Source organism: Methylorubrum thiocyanatum, from assembly GCA_014138645.1.
Taxonomy (GTDB): Bacteria; Pseudomonadota; Alphaproteobacteria; order Rhizobiales; family Beijerinckiaceae; genus Methylobacterium; species Methylobacterium thiocyanatum.
Window position 1 is genome coordinate 344,305 of sequence record JACJIB010000003.1, and the last position, 19,078, is coordinate 363,382.

At 70.6% G+C, this 19,078-nt stretch carries 18 protein-coding genes; 7 read left to right on the forward strand and 11 right to left on the reverse strand.

Annotation, left to right across the window (positions count from 1 at the left end):
• Positions 1–60: 60 nt before the first annotated feature.
• Entirely contained in the window at positions 61–1,758 is a 1,698-nt protein-coding gene (gene recN, locus HNR51_RS09120) for a DNA repair protein RecN (RefSeq protein WP_182554734.1), read from the forward strand.
• Between the two features lie 117 nt (positions 1,759–1,875).
• On the opposite strand, the gene HNR51_RS09125 is transcribed toward recN, so the two are convergent.
• On the reverse strand, positions 1,876–2,100 hold the full coding sequence (locus tag HNR51_RS09125) for a hypothetical protein (RefSeq protein ID WP_182554735.1): 225 nt from the start codon (positions 2,098–2,100) through the stop codon (positions 1,876–1,878).
• A gap of 406 nt (positions 2,101–2,506) precedes the next feature.
• On the opposite strand from HNR51_RS09125, the gene HNR51_RS26680 reads away from it, so the two are divergent.
• Positions 2,507–2,716, forward strand: coding sequence for a hypothetical protein (locus HNR51_RS26680; protein ID WP_239681473.1), 210 nt, complete (start codon positions 2,507–2,509; stop codon positions 2,714–2,716).
• A gap of 86 nt (positions 2,717–2,802) precedes the next feature.
• Here the strand turns inward: HNR51_RS26680 and HNR51_RS09135 are convergent, their stop codons facing one another.
• The 3 genes from HNR51_RS09135 to HNR51_RS09145 form a co-directional block, all read right to left on the reverse strand.
• Complete coding sequence (locus HNR51_RS09135) at positions 2,803–3,096, reverse strand: RNA polymerase sigma factor region1.1 domain-containing protein (protein WP_012254285.1); 294 nt, start codon at positions 3,094–3,096, stop codon at positions 2,803–2,805.
• Between the two features lie 539 nt (positions 3,097–3,635).
• Positions 3,636–5,951, reverse strand: coding sequence for an FdhF/YdeP family oxidoreductase (locus HNR51_RS09140; protein ID WP_182554737.1), 2,316 nt, complete (start codon positions 5,949–5,951; stop codon positions 3,636–3,638).
• 123 nt (positions 5,952–6,074) lie between these two features.
• A complete protein-coding gene (locus tag HNR51_RS09145) occupies positions 6,075–7,106 on the reverse strand; it encodes a hypothetical protein (protein WP_141951841.1) in 1,032 nt (343 codons plus the stop codon).
• Between the two features lie 368 nt (positions 7,107–7,474).
• On the opposite strand from HNR51_RS09145, the gene dnaK reads away from it, so the two are divergent.
• The 4 genes from dnaK (at position 7,475) to HNR51_RS09165 (ending at position 12,243) form a co-directional block, all read left to right on the forward strand.
• The gene (gene dnaK / locus HNR51_RS09150) at positions 7,475–9,394 is read left to right on the forward strand and encodes a molecular chaperone DnaK (protein ID WP_012455011.1); all 1,920 of its coding nucleotides are present in this window, start codon (positions 7,475–7,477) and stop codon (positions 9,392–9,394) included.
• Positions 9,395–9,627: 233 nt separating this feature from the next.
• Positions 9,628–10,779 carry a molecular chaperone DnaJ gene (gene dnaJ, locus HNR51_RS09155; protein ID WP_012455012.1) on the forward strand — a complete coding sequence of 384 codons (1,152 nt, stop codon included), beginning with the start codon at positions 9,628–9,630 and terminating at the stop codon, positions 10,777–10,779.
• Between the two features lie 169 nt (positions 10,780–10,948).
• Entirely contained in the window at positions 10,949–11,605 is a 657-nt protein-coding gene (locus HNR51_RS09160; protein ID WP_012455013.1) for a class I SAM-dependent methyltransferase, read from the forward strand.
• Positions 11,606–11,925: 320 nt separating this feature from the next.
• Positions 11,926–12,243: a hypothetical protein gene (locus tag HNR51_RS09165; RefSeq protein ID WP_182554738.1), complete on the forward strand. Its 318-nt coding sequence runs from the start codon at positions 11,926–11,928 to the stop codon at positions 12,241–12,243.
• A gap of 23 nt (positions 12,244–12,266) precedes the next feature.
• Here HNR51_RS09165 and deoA read toward each other — a convergent pair whose 3' ends face one another.
• From deoA to cdd, 4 genes are read right to left on the reverse strand one after another with little or no spacing between them, the layout of a single operon-like run.
• The gene (deoA, locus tag HNR51_RS09170; RefSeq protein ID WP_182554739.1) at positions 12,267–13,577 is read right to left on the reverse strand and encodes a thymidine phosphorylase; all 1,311 of its coding nucleotides are present in this window, start codon (positions 13,575–13,577) and stop codon (positions 12,267–12,269) included.
• Positions 13,574–14,332: a deoxyribose-phosphate aldolase gene (gene deoC, locus HNR51_RS09175; RefSeq protein WP_182554740.1), complete on the reverse strand. Its 759-nt coding sequence runs from the start codon at positions 14,330–14,332 to the stop codon at positions 13,574–13,576. Before deoC ends, deoA begins: the two co-directional genes overlap by 4 nt.
• Before the next feature lie 8 nt (positions 14,333–14,340).
• The gene (locus HNR51_RS09180) at positions 14,341–15,165 is read right to left on the reverse strand and encodes a purine-nucleoside phosphorylase (RefSeq protein ID WP_182554741.1); all 825 of its coding nucleotides are present in this window, start codon (positions 15,163–15,165) and stop codon (positions 14,341–14,343) included.
• The gene (cdd, locus tag HNR51_RS09185) at positions 15,155–15,568 is read right to left on the reverse strand and encodes a cytidine deaminase (RefSeq protein WP_012455018.1); all 414 of its coding nucleotides are present in this window, start codon (positions 15,566–15,568) and stop codon (positions 15,155–15,157) included. The genes HNR51_RS09180 and cdd overlap by 11 nt, the downstream gene beginning before the upstream one ends.
• Before the next feature lie 145 nt (positions 15,569–15,713).
• On the opposite strand from cdd, the gene HNR51_RS09190 reads away from it, so the two are divergent.
• Positions 15,714–15,938, forward strand: a complete 225-nt coding sequence (locus HNR51_RS09190) for a DUF2093 domain-containing protein (RefSeq protein ID WP_012455019.1) — start codon at positions 15,714–15,716, stop codon at positions 15,936–15,938.
• Between the two features lie 24 nt (positions 15,939–15,962).
• On the opposite strand, the gene lpxK is transcribed toward HNR51_RS09190, so the two are convergent.
• From lpxK to HNR51_RS09205, 3 genes are read right to left on the reverse strand one after another with little or no spacing between them, the layout of a single operon-like run.
• Complete coding sequence (lpxK, locus tag HNR51_RS09195; RefSeq protein WP_182554742.1) at positions 15,963–16,946, reverse strand: tetraacyldisaccharide 4'-kinase; 984 nt, start codon at positions 16,944–16,946, stop codon at positions 15,963–15,965.
• 7 nt (positions 16,947–16,953) lie between these two features.
• On the reverse strand, positions 16,954–18,258 hold the full coding sequence (locus HNR51_RS09200) for a 3-deoxy-D-manno-octulosonic acid transferase (RefSeq protein WP_182554743.1): 1,305 nt from the start codon (positions 18,256–18,258) through the stop codon (positions 16,954–16,956).
• Positions 18,255–19,007: a lysophospholipid acyltransferase family protein gene (locus HNR51_RS09205; RefSeq protein ID WP_182554744.1), complete on the reverse strand. Its 753-nt coding sequence runs from the start codon at positions 19,005–19,007 to the stop codon at positions 18,255–18,257. Before HNR51_RS09205 ends, HNR51_RS09200 begins: the two co-directional genes overlap by 4 nt.
• Positions 19,008–19,078 lie beyond the last annotated feature (71 nt).

The following is a 19,078-nucleotide window of genomic DNA, read 5'->3' on the forward strand; positions in this document are numbered from 1 at the left end:
AGTCGCAGCCTCTTCCGTCTAGATCACGCTCACGACAACGAAGGGGAACCGGGCAGCGGCATGCTCGTCCAGCTCGCGATCCGCGACATCGTTCTGATCGATAAGCTCGAACTGACATTCTCCGGCGGGCTGACCGTGCTCACCGGCGAGACCGGTGCGGGCAAATCGATCCTGCTCGACGCCTTCGCCCTGGCGCTCGGTGGGCGCGGCGATGGCGGCCTCGTGCGCCAGGGCGAGGCGCAGGGCGGCGTCACCGCCGTGTTCGACGTGGCGGCGGATCATCCCGCCCGCGCTGTCGCCGCGGCGGCCGAGATCGATACCGACGGCGACCTGATCCTGCGCCGCACGCAGTTCGCCGACGGACGCACACGCGCCTTCGTCAACGACCAGCCGGTCGGCGTCCAAACCATGCGGGCGATCGGCACGGCGCTCGTCGAGATCCACGGCCAGCACGACGACCGGGCGCTCGCCGACCCCACGACCCACCGCGCCATCCTCGACGCCTTCGGCAGCCTCCAGGGCCCGCTCAATCAGGTCGCCGCCGCCGCCAAGCGCGTCCGTTCCGCCCGCACATCCCTGTCCGAGCAGCGCGAGCGGGTCGCGGCGGCGCGGAAGGAGGCCGACTTCCTGCGCCACGCGGTGGAGGAACTCGGTACCCTCGATCCGCAGGCGGGCGAGGAGGCGACGCTCGCCGAGCGCCGCACGGTGATGCAGCAGGGTGAGAAGGTCGCCCGCGAGTTGAACGAGGCGCTGGACCTCGTCGGCGGCTCCGGCTCGCTGGTGCCGCACCTGTCCTCCGCCGTGCGCCGCCTGGAACGGCGCAGCGCCACGGTGCCGACCCTGGTCGATCCGAGCATCGCCGCCCTCGATGCGGCCTTGGTGGCTCTCGACGAGGCCCGCGCCGCCCTCGACGCTGCCGTCCTCGCCGCCGAGTTCGACCCGCGCGAGCTGGAACGGGTCGAGGAGCGCCTGTTCGCCCTGCGTGCCGCCTCGCGAAAGTATTCGGTCCCGGCCGACGACCTCGCCGACCTGCGCAGCCGCTACGATGCGGATGTCGCCGCCCTCGATGCCGGCGAGCAGGCGCTCGCCGCGCTCGAAGCCGAATTGGAAGCGGCCGAATCCGCCTATGCCCAGGCCGCCAAGAAGCTCGGCGACGGGCGACGCAAGGCGGCCAAAGCCCTCGATGCGGCGGTGCAGGCCGAACTCCCGCCGCTGAAGCTGGAGGGCGCGCGCTTCATCACCCAGATCACCGTGGACGAGGCCTCACGCGATGCCGCGGGCACGGAGCGGGTCGAATTCTGGGCGCAGACCAATCCCGGCACCCGCGCCGGCCCGATGATGAAGGTGGCGTCGGGCGGCGAGCTGTCCCGCTTCATGCTGGCGCTCAAGGTGGTGCTCGCCGGCAAGGGCTCGGCGCCGACCCTGATCTTCGACGAGATCGACACCGGCCTCGGCGGCGCGGTGGCCGATGCCATCGGCGCCCGGCTCGGCCGGCTCTCGGAGCAGGTCCAGGTGGTGGCGGTGACGCACGCGCCGCAGGTCGCCGCCCGCGCCGTGACGCATTTCCGCATCGCCAAGGACAGCGTGAAGGGGAAGACGGCCAAGGGCGCGGAAAAGGCCGATCGGGTGACGACCCGCGTGGTCGGCCTCGCGGCGGATGCGCGCCGAGAGGAGATCGCGCGGATGCTCGCGGGCGCCACGGTCACCGACGAGGCCCGCGCCGCGGCGGCACGGTTGCTTCAGGGCGCGGAGGGCTGACCCGTCGTCCCCTCGCATCCGAACGGAATGCGTCGCGGACTCGAACGTCCTGCCAAGTCCTCTCGCTCGCCGATCCGTGCGGCGAGGCCCGACATCGGACGGCGATGACGCCGCATGTCAGAGGAAACCGACCCAAGCGACCAGGAAGAGCACTGCGAGCAGGACGATCCCGAGCAGGCCGCCCCGGATCGCTCCCGTCACGCATTGCTGCAACGCTGACGGCGACTCATCGGTCGCAAGGTTCTCTCGACGCCACCGATCGATCAGTGTCTCTTGCATGCGGGGGCGCTGAAGCTCGCGAAGATGCGCGACGAGGTTGATCCGGCCGGGCGCATTCGTCAATATTTCCGTGATCGTTCCGGCTGCCGGACCATCCCCTCAACGTGCGTTGATCAGGCCGGCCCGCCGCCGATCGCAGGGCATCGTCCTCTTCAAAGAAAGACCGCCGCTCAGCACCGGCGGCCTGGGCTATGTGAGGCCGAACGCGCGCTCGATCAGAGCCCGTCAATTCGGGAAAAGTGTGTCGAGAGCGCCGCTGTTAACGGCCCGTTTTCCATCTTGGCATCAAATATCAGTATACTTCGCATTTCGCGGTCTCGCTATGCAGATCAGATGCGCCTTGGCGGCCTCCGTAGCATTACTCTGGATCGATCGAGCCGAGGCGCAGTCCGGCCGGCCGGTCCGGCAGCCGACGGCGGCTTCGACGCAGGGGCTCTGCGAGCAATTCGCACCGGAGGAGCGGGCGCACATGCCCGGCGAAGCCGAGCGTGCCGTGGCCCAAGCGCGGATGGAAGCCCTCTACAGGCGGCTCGACGATCATGCAGACAGGGCCGCCCGCTCGATCTGCCAGGGCTGCCAGCCGGATCGGCTCGTCGGCGTCTCGCACCGGAGGCTCGTCGCCTTGGCCCAACAACCTGAGAATCTTGTCGGCGATCCGGCCCAAGCCCCGGACTACTGAAACGTTCGGGCTAGGGGCCGCAGCGGCGCGATCCTCCCCTTTACGGCCTCGCTCCCGCTCGCCTGAGCACGCGCGACACGGACTCCCTAATCGCCCTCGTCCAGCTCGATCCCATACTCGGCCAGCACCCAGAAGATCGCTTCCAGATCGTCCGCGGTCACGTCGCGGGGCGGCAGCGCCTCTTCGAGGTCGTCGTAGGTCAGCGAACGGCGGCGCTCGGCATCCGCCTTGGCGAGCAGGCGATCGACCGTCATGCGGATGTCGGCCGGCAGGGCGTCGTGACTCGGCAGCACGATCCCGCCGGCCGGGCGCAGGGCGTCGCTGAGCAGACGATCGATGATCGCCTGCCGTCGCGCGTGAGCTCCGTCCGAACTGTCCATGCAACGGAATATGGACCGGCGCGGGCGCGCGTCGAGTCTTCCCAGGCCGCCGTCTTTCGCCGGTCCTGGGATCACGCCTTGCCCACCGGCATCAGCCGGCGCTCGGTGAACCGCCCGTCGCGCTCCAGGGACGTCCGACGCCGGGGCGCATCGGCAAGCACGGCACACAGCCGCACCACCTCCGCGGCGAAGGCCGCCTACGCGGCGCGCAGGGTAGTCCGCTCCGTCGCAAGGCTGGCGATGGTCTCGGCCGCCGCGCGGGCCCGATCCCCGCGGCCCGAGACGAGGGCCGCCATGGCGCGGGTCTCCGGATCGGCCGCGCGCCCCTCGACCTCCGTGAGGCGTACCGGTCGTTGGCCTCGTCGCGGGCCTTGCGCGGCGGCGCCGTGCGTAAAAGACCCGCAACAGCGTCGACCTGAATCATTCCGGTGGCGTGACCGCTTCGTCACGCCACCATGGATGTGCCTCGTTTGCACACCGCACAATCGATCTGACCGTCTTGCCCGGCGGCGTATCACAGGCACCCGACGAGCGTGCGATCAATCCGTCACGGCCAGCTCCGCCGCCTTGGCGATGCGCACCGGAATCGCCTTGGCCGCGGGGACCTTGGCCTGCGCGTCGTGATGCCAGAGCGGAATCAGCACGTTCAGCTCCGGGTAGTAGCCGGCACAATTGCCTTCGGGGATGTCGTATTTGACGATCCTCAGCCCCTTCACCTCGCGGGCGAACTCATCGGCGGCCTCGGTCACCACATCGACGGTCTCGCCGTCGGCGAGCTGCAGGCGCTCGATGTCGTTCTCGTTCATGAACAACACCTGCCGCGTGCCTTTCACCCCACGGAAGCGGTCGTGATAACCATAGATCGTGGTGTTGAACTGGTCGTTCGAGCGAAGCGTGATGAGGTCGAGCACGTCGCGCCGGTCGCTCTTCATGTCCGGATCCATGTCGAGGCCGTCCGGCGGCACGACGAAGTTCGCCTTGCCGGTCGGCGTCTCCCATTTGCGCTCGCGGGCGGCGAGCGGCTTGTGCAGGCCGCCGGGCTCGAAGAGGCGCGCGTTGAAGTCCTTGAACTTCTCCGGGTAGGTCGCCTCGATCGCGTCGCGCACCTTGGCGTAGTTGCCGACCCAGGCATCCCAATCGACCTTCGGATTCACCGGCAGCGTGGCCTTGGCGAGTTGCGCCACGATCCAGGGCTCGGAACGGACGTGGTCGCTGATCGGGGAGGCGACGCCGCGCGAGCCGTGGAAGCAGGAGGTGGAATCCTCCATCGACACCGCCTGCGGCCCACTCGCCTGCTCGTCGATCTCGATCCGGCCGAGGCACGGCAGGATATAGGCGACCTCGCCGTGGACGAGGTGCGAGCGATTGAGCTTGGTCGAGACCTGGACGGTGAGCCGCAGACCACGCCACGCCTCCTCCATCCGCTGCGTGTCGGGGACCGCGCGCACGAAGTTGCCGCCGAGCCCGACGAACGCCTTCACCTTGCCGTCGAGAACGCCCTCGCAGGTCTCGATCGTGTTGAGGCCTTTCTCGCGGGGCGGCTCGAAGTCGTACATCTCCTTGAGCTTGTCGAGGGGCACCAGTTCGGGCTCGTCGGCGATGCCGACGGTGCGCTGGCCCTGCACGTTGGAATGGCCGCGCACCGGGCAGATGCCGGCGCCGGGGCGGCCGATATTGCCGCGCAGCAGCAGCAGGTTGACGAACATCTGCACCGTCTCGGTGCCGCGGCGGTGCTGCGTCAGGCCCATGCCGTAGATGCCGATCACCGCCCGTGCGCGGGCGTAGACGGCGGCGGCCGCCTCCATCCCTTCGCGCTTCAAGCCGGATTTGGCCTCCAGCGCCGGCCATTCGAGCCGGTCACAGAATTTTTCGAATTTCTCGAAGCCGTGGGTGTGCTCGCTGATGAAATCGATGTCGAGGATGCGCGGGCGCCCTTCCTCCTGCGCCTGCCGATCCATGGCGAACAGCGCCTTGCAGATGCCTGCGATCGCCGCGATGTCGCCGCCCGCCTTCACCTGATGGTACTGGGTCGAGATCTGCGTCGAGGAATGCGTCAGCATCTCGATCGGCGATTGCGGGTTGGTGAAGCGCTCCAGGCCCCGCTCGCGCAGCGGGTTGAAGGTGATGATCGGAACGCCGCGCCGCCGCGCGTCCTGCAGCGGATGGAGCATCCGCGGCGAATTCGAACCGACATTCTGGCCGAAGAACAGGATCAGGTCGGTGGTCTCGAAATCCTCCAGCACCGTCGTCCCGACCGGCACGCCGATCGATTGCGGCAGCGCCTTCGACGTCGATTCGTGGCACATGTTGGAGGAGTCGGGCAGGTTGTTGTTGCCGTACATGCGCGCGAACAGCGCGTACATGTAGCTCGTCTCCAGCGAGGCCCGCCCGGACGAGTAGAACACCGCCGATTTCGGGTCCTCCTCCCGCAGCGCCTTCAGCTCGCGGCCGATCTCCTCGAACGCCTGCTCCCAGGAAACGGGAAGGTAGCGGTCGCGCTGCGGATCGTAGCGCAGGGGATGGGTGATGCGGCCCTTCTCCTCCAGGTCGTAATCGGGCCAGCTCAGGAGCTCGGTGACCGAGTAGCGCTCGAAGAAGTCCGGTCCGATCCGCTTGCGGGTCTGCTCCCAGGCGGTCGCCTTGGCGCCGTTCTCGCAATACTCGAAGGTCGAGGGCTTGGCCGGCTTCGACCATGCGCAGGACACGCACATGAAGCCGCCCGGCTTGTTCTGCTTCATCAGCATCGCCGCGCCGGAGGCCGGGATCTCCTCGCGGGTCAGGATATCGACGAGGGACCGGGCCGAGCCCCATCCGCCGGCCGGGTCGGTATAGGCTTCGATTTTCTCGTCGGGCATGGCCGGGCTCGCGTCTCGCGTGAACCTCGGCGCAACACCTACGCGAAACGCCGGGTTCCGCCCGTGCGACGCTGGCTCCGATTCGAGGATCGCGGCCGGTGATCGTCGCGCAGGGGGCGGCCCCTATTGATCGGCGAAGGGCTCCGCCCCGGGCGCGTCCGGGTTCATGCCCTCGACCGGAGCGCGGCTGCGGCGGGGCCGCGGCGCGGTGTTGGACGCGGTGGGCGTAGCGGTGTTGGCGCCCAGACGCGTGGCCAGGGCGATCGCCCGCGCCTCGGTGAAGCGCAGGTGGCAGTAGCCGTGCGCCCCCTCGCGGGCATAGGTCCGGCAGGCCTGCTCGCGATCGGAGGAGAAGGCCGCCTGCTCCTGCACGATCGGCCGGACGTCGCTGCCCCGCGACCGCTGGGTCATGATCTTGTAATTGTCGCGCACCGCCTTGTCGGCGACGCCGCGGGCGGTGTCGAACTCGCCGGCCTGCGGAATCAGGCTCGCCGCGCCGGGCCCCCACAGACCCGACGGCGTCGTCTCGCAATCCGCCGCGGTGAAGGTGCAGGCGGGCCCCGACCCGAGCGGGGTGGCGAGCACGCTGCCGTCGAGGATCTCGAGGCGCAGCGGGCATTCGGCGCTCGAGGCCGAGAAGCGGGAGACGCCCTGCGCACGCCCCTCGGCGCTCAGCGAGACCGGTTTGCCGCCGTTGAGCTTGACGGTGCAGCTCTCCGTCGGCTGCGAGATCTTGGTGCCCGGCAGGCTCATCAGTGCGGTGTAGGCCGAACCGTTCCGCTCGATCTTCAGCGAGCCGTTCAGGCCGTTCAACAGCAATTCCTGGCCCGCGACGTTGTCCTCGGCCGGCACGCGCAGCACCACCGGCTGGCGCGGCGGAGCCGGCACGCTCGGCCGCGTCTCGGCGCCGTCGCCCGGCGCGGGGGCAGCGGGATCGACGGGCTGTTGCGGCGGCGGCTGGACCGGCACGTTGCGCGGCGGCTGCGGCGGACGGGCCGCCCGACCGATGCCGAACAGCTCCTCGAAGAAGTTCTGCGCCCGCGCCGGGGTGGTGGGAACCACGGTCAGGCCGGCAAACACGAGCAGCGCCCCCGCCGCGACGCGCGACGGGCGAGCCTTGGTCGTGGAAACCTTCTCGGAGACGGGCAGGAACATCAGGCCGTCGGCCTCCCGGTTGAAGCCACTTCACGGGCCATGTCCCACCGTCCTAACACGTCACCCGTGGCGCGGACGTGGCAGCCTGGCAACAAACAAGCCCTTCCGGGACGACCCGATCCCGGAAAATGCCTTGATGCGGCAGAGGATGGGGGGTCGTCGCGCAACCGTTCGGCCGGCGTTCTTGCGGCGGCGTAGCCGTCTTCTTATATGCGGCGGGACACGGGACGAAGCCTGGAAAGCACAGCCCGCCAGGGTGATGCGCTTCGGATCCATCCCGTTCTCAAACCTGACGTTTCAACCGCCATGGGTCGAGCTGCTTCGGGGCTCGGCGGTCTGCTTGAAGAATCCAACAGAGGGATCCCACCATGGGTAAAGTCATCGGTATCGACCTCGGCACCACCAATTCCTGCGTGGCCGTCATGGAAGGCACGCAGCCGCGGGTCATCGAAAACGCGGAAGGCGCCCGCACCACTCCGTCCATCGTCGCCTTCACCGACGACGGGGAGCGCCTCGTCGGCCAGCCCGCCAAGCGGCAGGCCGTGACCAATCCGGAACGCACCTTCTTCGCGATCAAGCGTCTGATCGGCCGGACCTACGACGATCCACTGACGCAGAAGGACAAGGGCCTCGTGCCCTACAAGATCGCTCGCGGCGACAACGGCGACGCCTGGGTTGAGGCCGACGGCAAGAAGTACTCGCCCTCGCAGATCTCGGCCTTCACCCTTCAGAAGATGAAGGAGACCGCCGAGTCGCATCTCGGCCAGCCGGTGACGCAGGCCGTCATCACGGTGCCCGCCTACTTCAATGACGCCCAGCGCCAGGCCACGAAGGATGCCGGCAAGATCGCCGGTCTCGAGGTGCTGCGCATCATCAACGAGCCGACGGCCGCCGCGCTCGCCTACGGCCTCGACAAGAAGAAGTCCGGCACCATCGCGGTCTACGACCTCGGCGGCGGCACCTTCGACGTGTCGATCCTCGAGATCGGCGACGGCGTGTTCGAGGTGAAGTCCACCAACGGCGACACCTTCCTCGGCGGTGAGGACTTCGACAACCGGGTGGTCGAGTACCTGACCGCCGAGTTCAAGAAGGAGCAGGGCATCGACCTGACCAAGGACAAGCTCGCCCTCCAGCGCCTCAAGGAGGCCGCCGAGAAGGCCAAGATCGAGCTGTCCTCGGCGACTCAGACCGAGATCAACCTGCCCTACATCACCGCCGACGCCTCCGGCCCGAAGCACCTCGCGCTGAAGCTCAGCCGGGCCAAGTTCGAGTCGCTGGTCGACGACCTCGTGCAGCGCACGATCGAGCCGTGCCGCAAGGCGCTCAAGGATGCCGGCGTCTCGGCCTCCGAGATCGACGAGGTCGTGCTCGTCGGCGGCCAGACCCGCATGCCCAAGGTGCAGGAGGTCGTCAAAGCGTTCTTCGGCAAGGAGCCCCACAAGGGCGTCAACCCGGACGAGGTCGTCGCCATCGGCGCCGCGGTCCAGGCGGGCGTGCTCCAGGGTGACGTGAAGGACGTGCTGCTGCTCGACGTGACCCCGCTCTCGCTCGGCATCGAGACGCTGGGCGGCGTGTTCACGCGCCTCATCGACCGCAACACCACGATCCCGACCAAGAAGTCCCAGGTCTTCTCGACGGCCGAGGACAACCAGAACGCGGTCACCATCCGGGTCTTCCAGGGTGAGCGCGAGATGGCGGCCGACAACAAGCTGCTCGGCCAGTTCGACCTCGTCGGCATCCCGCCGGCGCCCCGCGGCATGCCGCAGATCGAGGTGACCTTCGATATCGACGCCAACGGCATCGTCAACGTGACGGCCAAGGACAAGGCGACGAACAAGGAGCACCAGATCCGCATCCAGGCCTCGGGCGGACTGTCGGACGCCGACATCGAGAAGATGGTCAAGGACGCCGAGGCCAATGCCGAGGCCGACAAGAAGCGCCGCGAACTCGTCGAGGTGAAGAACCAGGGCGAGAGCCTGATCCACGCCACCGAAAAGTCGGTGTCGGAGTACGGCGACAAGGTCTCGGCCGCCGACAAGGGTGCCATCGAGTCCGCCATCGCGGCCCTGCGCACGGCGCTCGAGGGCGACGACGCCGAGGGCATCAAGGCCAAGACCAACGACCTGATGCAGGCCTCGATGAAGCTCGGCGAGGCGATGTACGCCGCTTCCCAGGCCGAGGGCGCGCCGGGCGCCGAGGGTGCCGCAGCCTCGGGCGAGAAGAAGGACGACGTCATCGACGCCGACTTCCAGGAAGTGGACGAGAACGAGCGCAAGAAGCGCGCGTAAGTCCGGCGGTTCGGGAGCGGTGCGCCAGCGCCGCTCCCGACAATTTTTCATCGTCAGCGGCGCGGACGGCTTGATCCTCGGGCATGGCTCGGGGATCAACCATGCCGGGCGTCCGACAGAAGCGAAGGTCGATCCGGCCTGTCCCGTTCGAGTCGGGAGGCGGATCGCGGCGCGGCCGAAGCTCTGCACCTGAGCAGGCAGCCGGCGCGAACGAGAGGCTCCAGGGGCCGGGAATGTCGAAGCGGGACTATTACGAGGTCTTGGGCGTCGCGAAGACGGCCTCGGAGAGCGAGCTGAAGGTTGCCTTCCGCAAGCTCGCGATGGTGCATCACCCGGACCGCAATCCCGGCGACAAGGAAGCCGAGATCAAGTTCAAGGAAGTCAACGAGGCCTATCAGTGCCTCTCCGACGGCGAGAAGCGGGCGGCCTATGACCGCTTCGGCCACGCGGCCTTCAGCCAGGGCGGCGCGGGCGGCCCCGGATTCGGCAACGAGTTCGGCGACTTCATGTCGGACATCTTCGAGAACTTCTTCGGGGATGGCCGAGGCGCGCCGGGCGGCGGACGCGGACGCGGCGGCGCGCCCGGCCGCGAGCGCGGCGCGGACCTGCGCTACAATCTCGAGATCAGCCTCGAAGAGGCGTTCTCCGGCAAGACCGAGACGATTCGCATTCCGACCTCGATTGCCTGCGAGGCCTGCTCCGGCACCGGCGCCAAGGCCGGCTCGAAGCCGCGCACCTGCTCGACCTGCGGCGGCTACGGCCGGGTGCGGGCAGCGCAGGGCTTCTTCGCCATCGAGCGGACCTGCCCGAACTGCCACGGCCGCGGCGAGGTGGTGGACGACCCCTGCACGGCCTGCTCCGGCGCCGGCCGGGTCAACCGCGAGCGCACGCTCTCGATCAACGTGCCGGCGGGCGTCGATGACGGCCTGCGCATCCGCCTCGCCGGCGAGGGCGAGAGCGGCCTGCGCGGCGGACCGTCGGGCGACCTCTACGTCTTCCTCTCGATCAAGCCGCACCCGTTCTTCCAGCGCGACGGGGCCGACCTGTTCTGCCGGGTGCCGATCTCGATGGTGACGGCCGCGCTCTCGGGCGAGATCACCGTGCCGGTGATCGACGGCTCGCAGACGCAGGTCCGCATCCCGGCCGGAACGCAGACGGCCAAGCAGTTCCGCATCAAGGGCAAGGGCATGCCGGTGCTGCGCTCGCGCGAGGTCGGCGACCTCTACATCCAGGTTTCGGTGGAAACGCCGCAGAACCTCACCAAGCGCCAGCGCGAGCTGCTGCAGGAGTTCGACCAGAGCGCCTCGGACGAGAACCACCCGGAGAGCGCCGGCTTCTTCTCCAAGGTGCGTGACTTCTTCGTGAGCGGCGCGACCCGCGCGTGACCGCTCCCACGACCCGGGATCAAACCCGTCTCTCCGCCGGTTATGACCGCGGCGCATCGCTGCGGTCATGTGCTGATCGTGCGTTCGACACCGCGCCGCGAAGCTTGACTGCCCACGGGTTTTCGTCGTCTAGCCTGTCTCAACCATGATGAGCCGAGGACCTTCGGACGTGCCGCCGCTTCGCCGTTCCAGTGCCCGAGCCGTCGCCGCCACCCGCGTCATCCGCGAGCGCAAGGATCCGTTGGAGGACGAGGCGCGCTTTCTGCGCTCCTGGTTCGAGCGCCCGCTCGTCACCGGCGCGGTGACGCCCTCGGGCCGGATGCTGGCCCGCACCATGGCGGCCTATGCCGATCCGAACGTCAGCGGCTCGGTGATCGAACTCGGACCCGGCACCGGCCCCGTGACCGAGGCCTTGATCCGCCGCGGCTTCGATCAGGACCGGCTCGTCCTCGTCGAGTTCAATCCCGATTTCTGCACGCTGCTGCGCCGCCGCTTCCCCGGCGTGACCGTGATCTGCGGCGACGCCTACCGCATCCGCGAGACGCTGCGGGACAAGCTCGGCGGCCCCTGCGCCGCGACGATCTCCAGCCTCCCGCTGTTCACCAAGCCGCTGGAGCAGCGCTTCGAGCTGCTGCAGGGCGCCCATGACCTGATGCATCCAGGTGCCCCCTTCGTGCAGTTCACCTACGCGGTGGTGCCGCCGATCCCGGCCAAGTGCGAGGCGGGCAGCTACACGGCGAGCCGCTCCAACCGGGTCTGGCTCAACCTGCCGCCGGCGCGGGTGTGGGTCTATCGGCGCCCCGAGCCGAAGGCCGGCGCGGTCTGATACGGCTTCCACGGAATCGTTCGGATCCAGGCTCCCGCCGTCATTCCGGGGCGCTGATCCAGCGAACCCGCAATCCGCGACGGGCCGCGGCCTCCGACTTCCGCTGCGCGGCCTCGGGATGACGGAATGGTGGCGGGACTGGAAGGATCTACCGGAAGCGGTCTGATCCCAGGTCGCGCTCGACCGCCTTCGAAGTCGCGCCGCGGTCGGAAGCGGACATGTTTCTCATTGTTCCGATCCCGCTCAGTACCCGTTCATCGGTCGGCTCCTAGCTTCGCCTCCAAGGCCGCTCGGACGGCCCGATGAACGGAGGTCACACCATGTCGCGATCTACGACACGCCGCTCCCGCTTCGCCCTTGCCGCTCTCGCGCTGATGGCCGGCGGCCTGTTCGGCGGTAGCGCCGCCAACGCCGCCCCCCTGGCTCCGGCGACGACGCTCGCCGCGGAGGCCACGGTGGAGACGGTGCAGTGGCAGCACCACCATTTCGGCCATCGCCACCATCCCCGCCATTGGGGCCACCGCCACCATCACCATGGGCATTGGGGCCATCACCGCCGCCACTGGGGGCATCGCCACCACCATCACGGCCATTGGGGGCATCACCGCCGTCACTGGGGCCACCACCATCACTGGTAGGGCGTGAGACGGGTTGAGCCTGCTCAGCCCGACCGCTCCAACACGGCCTCGCGCGGCTCCGGCCGCGCTTCGCCGAGGCGGTAGGCCGCCCGCAGGGCGCGAGCCGCCGTCTCGGCTGCGGTCTCGTTCGCCGCGTGGACGGTTCCGAGCGAAGCGCCCGGTTCCAGCCGGTCACCGGGGCGGGCGAGACCGGTAAAGCCCACGCTCGGATCGATCGCGTCCTGGGGCCGGGTGCGCCCGCCGCCGAGGCCGATCACGGCGAGGCCGACGGCACGGGTATCGATCCGCTCCACGATCCCGTCCACGCCGGCGATGACCGGCCGGATCACGGCCGCCCGCGGCAGATGCCGCTCCGCCGCCTCGACGAAATCGCCGGGGCCGCCGAGCGCCGCGACCATCCGCGAAAACGCCTCGCAGGCCCGCCCCGTATCGAGCGCCGCCGTCAGGCGCGCCTGCGCCTCCGCGAGATCCGCGGCGAGACCGCCGATCACCAGCATCTCGGCGGCGAGCGCCAGCGTCACCGCGTGGAAGCGCGGCTCGCGGGCGCGGCCGGTGAGGTAATCGACGGCGTAGGCCACCTCGACCGCGTTGCCGGCGCAGGAGGCGAGCGGCGCATCCATGTCGGTGATGACGGCGCGGGAGCGCAGCCCCGCGGCGTTGGCCACCGTGACGATGCTCTCGGCCAGAGCCCGCGCCGCCTCAAGCTCCGCCATGAAGGCGCCGGAGCCGGTCTTCACGTCCATGACGAGGCCCTGGAGCCCCGCCGCGAGCTTCTTCGACAGGATCGACGCGGTGATGAGATCGAGCGATTCGACGGTGCCGGTCACGTCGCGGATGGCGTAGAGGCGCCGGTCGGCCGGGGCGAGGTCGGCGGTCTGGCCGATGATGGCGCAGCCGGTCTGCGCGACCGCCGCGCGGAAGCGGTCGAGTCCCGGCGTCACGTCGTAGCCGGGGATGCTGGCGAGCTTGTCCAGGGTGCCGCCGGTATGGCCGAGGCCGCGCCCCGAGATCATCGGCACATAGCCGCCGCAGGCCGCCACCATCGCCGCGAGCGGCAGGCTCACGGTGTCGCCGACGCCGCCGGTGGAATGCTTGTCGAGGACGGGACCGGGCAGATCCCATTCGAGGACCGTGCCCGATTGCGTCATGGCGCGGGTCAGCGCCACGCGCTCGTCGAGGGCGAGCCCGCGGAAGAACACCGCCATGGCGAAGGCGGCCGCTTGCCCCTCGGTGACCTGCTCCCGCGTCAGGCCCTCGATGAAGCCGGCGATGTCCGCCTCGGACAGGGCGCGCCCGTCGCGCTTGTCGCGGATGATCTCCTGGGGAAGTCTCATGGTGCCGCCTCCAGGGCGCGGACGAGGTCGGCGTGGAGCGCGCTCGCGCCGATACGGAAGGTGTTCGGGCTTGCCCAGTCCGGCCCCATGATCCGGTCCGCGAGCGCGAGATAGGCGCCCGCATCCTCGACCCGGCGCAGGCCGCCCGAGACCTTGAGCCCCGCCGAGCGGTCGCCGCGCGCGCGGATGACGTTCAGCATGCTCTCGGCGGCGGCCGGCGTGGCGGAAACCGGCGTCTTGCCGGTGGAGGTCTTGATGAAGTCGGCGCCGGCGTCCAGCGACAGGCGGCTCGCCCGCGCGATCAGGTCCGGCTCCTTGAGCCGGCCGGTCTCCAGGATCACCTTGAGGAGCCGGCCGGCGCAGGCCGCGCGCACCGCCGCAACCATGCCCCGAGCGGTTTCCGCATCGCCGCGCATCAGCGCGTGGTAGGGCAGGACGAGGTCGATCTCGTCGGCGCCGCCCGCGAGGCTGGCGCTCGTATCGGCGACCGCGCGCTCGGCATCCTCGCCGCCCTCGGGGAAGTTGATGACGGTCGCGACCCGCACGCCGCTGCCCTCGAGCGCGCGTACCGAATCCGCGACGAAGCGCGGCCAGACGCAGACGGCCGCGACCCCGCTCGCGCGGGCCTTGCCGCACAGCTCCGCGACGGCGGCCGCGGTGCAGGCGTCGCTCAGGTCGGTGAGGTCGAGCAGCGGCAGGGCGCGGCGCGCCACAAGGGCCGCATCCTGCGGGGGGAGGGGGGCTGGGGCGGTCATCCGGTTCCTCAAGCGTCGAGTCGGCCGACGAAAACGGCGGCGAGACGGGCCAGATCCGCCCCGGCCCCGGCGGCGACGGCCTTGGTCTCGGCGTGATGCGGGTCTCCGCCCGCGATCCCCGCCGCGAGATTGGTCACCACGGAGACGGCCGCCACGGGCAGGCCGAGGAAGCGAGCCAGGATCGTCTCGGGCACGGTCGACATCCCGACGAGATCGGCGCCGAGAAAGCCGGCCATGCGCACCTCCGCGGGCGTCTCGAAGCTCGGGCCGGAGAACCATGCGTAGACGCCGGAATGCAGCCGCAGACCGATCTCTCCGGCCGCCGCAGCGAGATGGGCGCGCAGACCCGCGTCGTAGGCCTCCGTCATCGGCACGAAGCGGGCCTCGCTCGCCTCGCCGATCAGCGGGTTGAGCCCCGACAGGTTGATGTGATCGGCGAGCATCACGAGGCTGCCGGGACCGACCTCCGGCCGCAGCGAGCCGCAGGCATTGGTGAGCAGAAGCCGCCTGACGCCGAGCGCCCGCGCGGCGGCGAGCGGGACGCGCATGGCAGCCGCGTTGCCGGTCTCGTAGGCGTGGGCGCGGCCCTCGAACACCAGCACCGGCCGCCCCGCGAGGCGCCCGCGATGCAGCCGCCCGCCATGCCCGCTGACACCCGGAGCGGGAAAGCCGGGGATCGCCGCGTAGGCGAGGCTGACACGATCCTCGACCGCCTCCACGAGCGCGCCGAGGCCGGTGCCGGTGACGATCGCGAGGTCGTAGGGGCCGGCGAAGCCCGCCGCCCGCAGATGCGCGGTGGCCGCGTCTCCCGGCGCTCGGTCCTCAGCTGCCATGGACGAAATGCTCCGGACCGAAGGAAGCGGGCAGCAACTGGTCCAGCGTGTAGCGCGCCCGCAGGCCGCTGGAATCGCCCGAGAGGATCGGGGTGTCGGGGCCGGCGAATTCGCGGATGCGCTGGCGGCAGGCGCCGCAGGGCGTCACCGGGGCGGGGCTGTCGGCGAGCACGAGGATCGCGCGGATCTGCCGGCCGCCGGCGGCGATCATCGCGGCGATGGCGCCGGCCTCGGCACACGTGCCGACCGGGTAGGCGGCGTTCTCGACATTGCAGCCGGCATGGATGCGCCCGGCCTCGTCCCGCAGCGCCGCGCCGACCCGGAAGCCCGAATAGGGCGCATGGGCCTGCCCACGCACCGCACTGGCGGCCGTGAACAGGGCATCGAGATCGGGCTCGGTCACGGGCGACACCGAAGCGAAGTGAGGCGCATGGCCCCGTTTGGCCCGAGGGCGGGGCCGCTGTCGAGGGGCAGGCCATCGACAGCGGCGGCGGCGGCTTCTAAGGCAGTCCCGAGCGCGCACGGACGCGGCACCGGGAGCCCACACAATGCTCGGACGCTACGATCGGGGACCGACTAACGGCGAGGCCAAGGTCGAGTACGGCGACGGGACCATGCGGGTGATCAAGCCGGGCACCTATGTCCGCTGCGCCGTGACCGGCGAGCCGATCGCCCTCGACGCCCTGCGCTACTGGAACGTCGACCGCCAGGAAGCCTACGCTACGCCCGAGGCGGCGATGCAGCGCCTGAAGGAGACCGGCGCGGCCCGTTGACGGCGCGGCAAGGCCGCTCGGGCGTCAGGCCCGCGGGAGCGCCGCCGCGAGCTGGCGGCGCAGACCCGCCTCGTCGTCGAAGGCGAGGGCGACCGTGAGCACCGCCACGGCTCCGCGGGCCTCCGGTGGCAGACGCACCGCGTCCTTCGCCGTGGTGACGAGGTCGCCCCCCTTGCGCGCGGCGAGCGCGGTCAGCGCCGCCCAATCCCGCGGCCGGTAGGGGTGGTGATCGGGAAAAGCCCGCTCCGCCACGATCTCGGCGCCCAAGCCCCGCAGCGTCTCGAAGAACTTCTGCGGGCGCCCGATCCCGGCGAAGGCGACGACGCGGCGGCCGGCCCAATCCGCGCCGCCCTCGGGCACCAGCCGGGCGCGGTGGACCGGCAGGCCCTGGGCTTCCGCCTCCGCCGCCACACCCGCGCCGGCCATGCCCTCGCCGATCAGGACCAGCCCGGCGACGTGCCGCCATTGCCGCAGGAGCGGCGCCCGCAGCGGCCCGGCGGGGAAGGGCAGTCCGTTGCCGATGCCGGCACCGCCATCGATCACCGCGAGCGAGAGCGACTTGCTCAGGCTCGGATTCTGCAGCCCGTCATCCATGACGATCACGTCGGCGCCGGAGCCGGCGCAGAGCCGGGCTCCGGCCGGCCGGTCGCGGGCGACGACGGCGGTCGCGGCCCGCGCCAGCAGGAGCGGCTCGTCGCCCACCTCTTCCGCACGGTGCCGCGCGGGATCGACGATCACCGGCCCGGAGAGCCGGCCGCCATAGCCGCGGCTGAGGAACGCGGGCGTTCGGCCGAGATCGCGCAGGAGGTCGGCGAGCGCCAGGGCGGTCGGCGTCTTGCCGGCGCCGCCGAGGGTGAAGTTGCCGACGCACAGGACCGGGCAGGGCGGTGCCGCGCCGGGGCGGTCCATCCGATCCGCGGTCAGCCCGCCATAGATCCGCCCCACGGGAGCCAGGATCCGAGCCAGGGGATGTGTCGGCGGGCGGGACCAGAAGCCGGGCGGGCGCATCGCGGCTTCAGGCGCGCTCGCGGGCGGAGAGCTTCATCTGCGCGACATAGGGCTCGAGCACGGCGAAGGTGCGCGCCACCGCGCCCTCCAGGGGCAGGAGCGCGGCCTGTCCCCGGGCGGACATCGCCGCCAGCGCGCGCGGCTCGGCGACCAGCGCGGCGACGGCGGCCAGGAGCGCCGCCTCGTCGGCGACCATGCGGGCGCCGTCCCCGGCATCGAGCGCACCGTAGGGCTCGTGGAAATTGTGGACGTGCGGCCCGTGCAGGATCGCGCTTTCCAGGCGCACCGGCTCGATCGGGTTCTGGCCGCCATGCGGCACCAGCGAGCCGCCGAGGAAGACCAGCGGGCAGAGCCGGTAGAACAGACCGAGTTCGCCCAGCGTGTCGGCAACGTAGAGGTCGATCGACGGCAGCGGGCGCCCGCCCTTGGCGCGGCGGCTCACCCGCAGGCCGGCCTCAGCGGCGACCCGGGCGACCTCCTCGCCCCGGCGCGGATGGCGCGGCACGATCACCGTCAGCAGGCGCGGGAAACGCGCCTTCAAGCCGGCATGGACGCGGGCGATGACCTCGTCCTCGCCCGGATGGGTGCTGGCCGCGACCCAGACCGGCCGATCGCCGATCATGTCGCCGAGATAGGCCACCTGCTGGGCATCGGCGGGGGGAACGGCCGAATCGTATTTGAGATTGCCGACGACGCTGATGCGCGGCGCGCCGAGCCGGGCGAAACGCTCCCCGTCCTCCCGCGTCTGCACGAGGCAGACCGCGATCCGCGCCAGCAGCGCGCGCGCGGTGTCGGGCGAGCGCGTCCAGGCCTTGAAGGAGCGCTCCGACATCCGGCCGTTGACGAGGACGAGCGGAATGCCGCGGCGATGCAGCGAGACGATGGTGTTGGGCCAGATCTCGGATTCGGCGACGATGGCGAGATCCGGCTGCCAATGCGCCAGGAAGCGTTCGATCCAGCGCGGCGCGTCGAGCGGCATGTACTGGTGCACCGCCCCCGCGGGCAGGCGCTTGCTCAGGAGGTCGGCAGCGCTGCGCGTGCCGGTGGTGACGAGCACCGAGCAGCCCCGGGCGATCATGCCCTCGATCAGCCCGACGAGGGAGAGCGCCTCGCCGATGCTGGCCCCGTGCATCCAGACGAGATGGCCCACCGGCCGCGCCCGCCCGGGCAGGCCGCGGCGCTCGGAGAGCCGGGCCGGGTCCTCCTTGCCGCGGCGCGAACGCCACGCCAGCAGGCCGGCCACCGCAGGCTCGCCGAGATAGAGGCCGTAGCGGTAGGCGCGCAGCGCCACGGGCAGCTTCGGCACCCTCACGCCGGGCTGCCCTGCGCGTCGGGGGCGGAGGCGGCGATCCCGACCCGGTCCGGTCGGCCGACGAGGGTGTAGGCGCGGTCGTGGACGCGGTTCAGCTCGGTCTGAACCCGCTGGCGCAGGCTATCGACTTCCTCCGGCGTGACCTCGCGGGGTACGTAGATCGGCTCGCCGAACACCATCGCGCCGCGGCCGAAGGGCAGGCCGAGGCAGGCGCGGTCCCAGGAATTGAACCGGATGTGCCGGCTCGTGACCACCGCCACCGGTACGATGGGGGCGCCGGAGAAGCGCGCCAGCATGATGATCCCGGCATCGCATACGCGGGACACCTTGGGCACATCCGCCGAGAAGGCGACGGTCTCGCCCCCCTTCAGCGCCTTCACCATCGCCCGCAGGCCCTCGGCGCCGCCCTTGGCGCGGGCATCCTTGACCACGCGCCCGCGGGCGCCGGAGGCGCGGATCACCCGCACGCCCATCCGCGTCAGGGCCATGGTGTTGATGTTGCCGTCCGGAGAGCGGGAGATGATCGTCGCGATCCGGTCGTGCGGACGGCGCATGAACGAGATCATGATGTGCTGGCCGTGCCACATCGCCGCGATGAACGGGCCGTAGCTGTCCAGCCGTGCATCGGAATCCGCCGGCTCGACGGTGAAGCGGTTGGTGCGCCGCACGAGCTGGAGATAGCCCGAGGCGACGAGGCTCAGCACCCGCTGGACACCGGGCTTGCGGCCGATGGTCTTGATCAGGCCCATGGGTTCGGACCGCCCTGTCCCGCTTCGTGCACCACGTGCCCGCCCGCCTCCCACGACGAGACGACCGGATC